Raw genomic sequence first — 4,775 nt, forward strand, 5'->3', positions numbered from 1 at the left:
CGTCGAGAGTGAAATCCACGACGCGTCGCCGGAGTGTCGCGTCGTGGATTTCCCACTCGGCGCAAGGGGGCTAGCGGCGCCGGCGGATGATCGCCCGCAGCCGTTCCAGCCGGCCGCCGATCTCGCGTTCGCCACCCCGGCCGGTGGGCTGGTAGTAGTCCACGCCGACCAGCTCATCGGGTGGATACTGTTGCGGCACAACACCGTCGGGGTGGTCGTGGGAGTACCGGTAGCCGACCGCGTTGCCCAGCGCCTGCGCCCCCGAGTAGTGGCCGTCGCGCAGATGCGGCGGCACCAGGCCGGCCTTGCCGGCCTTGATGTCGGCCATCGCCGCGCCCAGCGCGGTGGTGACGGCGTTGGATTTGGGTGCGGTGGCCAGGTGCACGGTGGCGTGCGCGAGGGTCAGCTGGGCCTCGGGCAGCCCGATCAGCTGCACGGTTTGCGCGGCGGCGACCGCGGTGGGCAGCGCGGTCGGGTCGGCCATGCCGATGTCCTCGCTGGCCAAGATCATCAGCCGCCGCGCGATGAACCGCGGGTCCTCCCCCGCCACCAGCATCCGGGCCAGGTAGTGCAGGGCGGCATCGACGTCGGAGCCGCGCACCGATTTGATGAACGCGCTGATGACGTCATAGTGCTGGTCGCCGTCGCGGTCATAGCGCACCGCCGCCTTGTCCAGCGACTGCTCGATGGTCTCGACACCGACCTGGTCGCCGGCTTCGGCGCCTACCTCCAGGGCGGTCAGCGCCCGGCGGGCGTCCCCGGCGGCCAACCGGACCAGCAGCTCGACGGCCTCGGGGTCGACGGTGACGCGGCCACCCAGCCCGCGCGGGTCGTCGATGGCGCGCTGCACGACGGTGCGGATGTCCTCGGCGCCCAACGGCCGCAGCTGCAGGATCAGCGACCGCGACAGCAGCGGCGCGACCACCGAGAACGACGGATTTTCGGTGGTGGCCGCGACCAGCAGCACCACCCGGTTCTCCACCGCGGACAGCAGCGCGTCCTGCTGGGTTTTGGAAAACCGGTGCACCTCGTCGATGAACAGCACGGTCTGCTCACCGTGGGCGGCGGCGCGGCGGGCCACGTCGATCACCGCGCGCACCTCTTTGACCCCGGCGCTCAGCGCGGACAGCGCCTCGAAACGACGCCCGGTGGCCTGCGAGATCAGCGACGCCAGCGTGGTTTTGCCGGTGCCGGGCGGGCCGTAGAGGATGACCGAGGCCGCGCCGGAGCCGTCGACCAGCCGGCGCAGCGGCGAGCCGTCCTGCAGCAGGTGGTCCTGCCCGACCACCTCGTCCAGCGACGCCGGGCGCATCCGCACCGCCAGCGGCGCGCCGGCCGGCACGCCGCGGTCGCCGGCGGGCACGGGCGGGGCGCCGGGCACGTCGAACAGACCGTCGGACACGGTTTCAGACATACCACGGGGAGCGGCTACGACGGAGCACGCACCGGGCACCCGACCGGGGTGTTGGGGGTGTCGTCGTGGTGGCGGTAAGGGGTGCCGGTGATCCCCCGGCGCCGGGCCGCCAGCTCGGCGGCGCGCACCGCCAGCGACTCCCACGGATCGCCGCGCGCCGCGCGCACGGCCCGCCGAAGCCCAGCCCCCGGCACCCGATCCAGCACCATCCGAGACTTGACGCAGGCGTGAACCGCCAGGCCGGTCAGCGTCTTCCACGGCTGGATGGGCACGTCACGGTAGGGGGTGGCCGACACCAAGGCGCGGGCCAGCGGATCACCGCTGTAGTAGGCGACCGCACCGACCAGTGGGCTCACCGCGGCGCGCGCGAGCATGCCGGGCACGCCCGCGATCGTCGCCAGGTTGTCCGAGGCCGCCCGGGTCATCTGCGCCGTCCAGTCGGTGGGTCCGCCGGCGGTGGCTGTCGCGTAGTCCGCCAGCATGATGCCGTCCGCGGCGGTGGTGGGGATGATCTCGGGCGCGACACCGAAAACGTAGGCGATATACGACCAGTACCGCATGACCAGATCCAACTCGGCGGTGTGCCGCTTCCGGCCGTGGTTGTGGTCGGTCAGCATCGGCAGCAGACCGAACGTCACCGCGGCGCCCATGGTGAGGCTGGTCGAGATGGGGTTGCCGTGATAGCCGAAATGCTCGTCGCCCCAGGAGCGCCGCAGCCCCTGCCGCACCTGGGAGTGCATGAGCCGCACCCGCACCGTTTCCCGGAACTCCGGGCCGTAGCGGTCGAGGAAACCCGGCTTGGTGGCGTCGTGGAACCATTTGGCGGTCTCCACGTTACGCACCAACGGGGCGTTGACGAAGCGTTTGGTGGCTCCGGTCGCCGAGGACACCTCGGCGCCGACGAAGGTCCCGATCGCGTCCTGGATGACCATCCCGACCTTGCCGGCCAGCGAGCAGTCGACCCACAGCCGTCGGCCGCGCTCCCACTCTTTCGCGTCGTGCCACTCGGGTGGATTGTCCAGGCTGGCAAACAGATCCACCAGCTCGGGCGGCGGGTCATCCAGGCTGTCGATACCGCGGGCCAGCGCCTGATCCAGCAGTCGCCGACCGTGCGCCACCCCGATCACCCGGAACCGCTCCACCACCGCGTCCATCAACGCATCGCCCTGCCAGTAGTGATCGATGAACAACTCCAGCAGGTCGCGTTGACGGCGCGTCGGCGCCGCCGGCCGGAAGTCATCGAACACCGGCAGATCGGCCCAGGCGGGATCGGGTTGCAGCCGCGGCGGCGGCGGACGCAGCGGCATACCCGGCCGGTAGTAGTAGTCGTAGGGATGCCCACCGGGCGCGATCACGGTCACGACGCGGTCCGTTCCGGAATCCGGGCCGGCGCCACCGAGACCCGGCGCCACGCCGCCTGCACCTCCCGGATCTCGCCCAGCATCCGCGGCGCGTTCAGCAAGGCTCGGGCCAGCTGCCGATAGCCCTGGCGCACCAACGGATTCGGCTGCCGGAAGCCGACCGCGTGCTGCACCGGCGGCGGCATCATATCCATGATCACCCAGTAGGCGAAGTCATAGACCGGGCGCAGCGGCGTGATCCCCGGCGGGTTCAGCAACTGCAGATACTTGCCGTTGTCGGCGTTGAGCCCCACCTCGGCCGCCGACGGGGATTCGATCAGCACCCGGCGGCATTCGTCCTTGCTTTGCGGCAGGCCGATCCCGCCCAGCGCCTCGCCCACCCGCGAGTACTCCCGGTAAAACTGGTCCAGGTCGGTGCCGCGCAACGGTTGCGGGTGATAGCGCTGGTGCGCGCCGGCGAGCCCGTCGACCACGGTGGCGTAGGTCCAGCGGAAGAACTCTGGGTCGTCGGCGTCGTACGGCTTGCCGTCGGGGCGGGTCCCCTTGACCCGGTGGTGCATGGCCTTGACGGTTTGGCACAACGACTCTGCGGTTTCGGTGGAGCCATAGACGACCCCGGTGAAGAACGAAAACGTGTGTGCCGCACGCACCACCAGGCCGCTGCTGGAAAAGGTGCCCGAGCGCACGGTGCCGTCGGGCCGGCGCCCGACCAGCTTCGAATGGTCATAGACCGCGTACTGGATGTCCTGGTGCAAGATGTCGATCAGCGCGGTGTTGATCATGCCGACCACCACCGACGGGGTGTGGGTGTGCACGTACCAGGCGGCGCTGTCCGGGCCGAACCAGCCCGGGTCCCCCAGCGGTCCGTCGAACCGGGCCTTCCTGAAGTACTCCGGCCGCTGGATCTCGAAAAACAGATCCATCGGATTCAACACGGCGGTGGGGCGTCGGCGCAGCTCCGCCCACAGCGGCGACACGTCCGGCACCGGCCCGTCCAGCGGCACCAGCCAGCGGATCACCGCATCGAACGGACTCACCTTGCGAATCACGTCATCAACCGACACCATGGCCCAGCCGCCCTCTCCGGTGTTGTGCCCTAGCTCACATCCAGCCTAAAATTGAGTTGAACTCGACTTCTACTCATTTTTGGCTGCGCTCCAGCAGAAGAAGGTGACTGCTATATGGCCAGGTCACGACGTAGTACTCCGATTCAGAAGCGCTCCCAACAGACCATCGACGAAATTTTGGATGCGGCCGCTCAGCTTCTTGATCGGGACGGCTATCACGCTGTGTCGACGAACCAGATCGCCAAACACGCCCATTTGAGCATCGGCACCGTCTACCGCTATTTCGATAACAAGGACGCGATCGTCGTCGCACTGCGCGCCCGCACCGAGGACGACATCATGCGTCGGCTCGTCGCTGCCCTGGCCGAGGGCTTGGCCCTGGATGCGGTGGTCGGCGCCCGACACGTGCTGTCCGCACTGGTCGACGCCCTGGAGGACCACCGCGGCGTGATGGGCGCGGTGATCAACGACCTACCGCTGGGGATTCAGAGCAATGTGCTACCCACCATCGAGGGGCACCTGCATCACCTCGCCCGGTTGGCGCTGCTGCAGCACTATCCGCACCTGTCCGACACCGAGGTCGACGAAATCCTCTATCTGGGGATGGGAATGATGCTGCAGGTCGCGCTGCGCATCGCGGTCGACCGCCCACCGGCCATGCGCAAGGAGTCCCTGCTGGACCGCGCCGCGGCGCTTGCGGTCAGCGCGAACGCGATCCTGGGCGCGCAATCCGGCGCCGATGCCAGCACCTAACGCGCCGTCGATGGTTTCCGGCAGATCACGTTGCGTTCGTCGGGGCCGAGCCCAACGGTAACGTTGTGCTGGCACCCACGGCCACGGAGGAGCGGTGATGAGTCAGCCCCCGCAGTATCCCGGCAACTATCCGCCGGGGGGCTACGGCCCGCCGGCGGGGTATCCCCCGCAGCCGCCGGG

The 4,775-nt window shown here is 69.3% G+C and carries 4 protein-coding genes; 1 reads left to right on the plus strand and 3 read right to left on the minus strand.

All coding sequences use genetic code 11. The features are described 5' to 3' along the window. Positions 1-70: 70 nt before the first annotated feature. The 3 genes from BKN37_RS25775 to BKN37_RS25785 are packed head-to-tail and all read right to left on the minus strand — an operon-like array spanning position 71 to position 3,842. Positions 71-1,414, minus strand: coding sequence for a replication-associated recombination protein A (locus BKN37_RS25775; RefSeq protein WP_095407211.1), 1,344 nt, complete (start codon positions 1,412-1,414; stop codon positions 71-73). A 14-nt stretch (positions 1,415-1,428) separates the two neighbouring features. After that, positions 1,429-2,775, minus strand: a complete 1,347-nt coding sequence (locus BKN37_RS25780) for an oxygenase MpaB family protein (protein ID WP_242657363.1) — start codon at positions 2,773-2,775, stop codon at positions 1,429-1,431. Then, a complete protein-coding gene (locus BKN37_RS25785) occupies positions 2,772-3,842 on the minus strand; it encodes an oxygenase MpaB family protein (RefSeq protein WP_071029985.1) in 1,071 nt (356 codons plus the stop codon). The genes BKN37_RS25780 and BKN37_RS25785 overlap by 4 nt, the downstream gene beginning before the upstream one ends. A 114-nt stretch (positions 3,843-3,956) precedes the next feature. Between BKN37_RS25785 and BKN37_RS25790 the strand changes: the two genes are divergently transcribed. Next, positions 3,957-4,595, plus strand: coding sequence for a TetR/AcrR family transcriptional regulator (locus BKN37_RS25790; RefSeq protein WP_083342052.1), 639 nt, complete (start codon positions 3,957-3,959; stop codon positions 4,593-4,595). The last annotated feature ends 180 nt before the right edge of the window (positions 4,596-4,775 follow it).

The sequence above is a fragment of the Mycobacterium talmoniae genome, assembly GCF_001854525.1.
GTDB lineage: Bacteria > Actinomycetota > Actinomycetes > Mycobacteriales > Mycobacteriaceae > Mycobacterium > Mycobacterium talmoniae.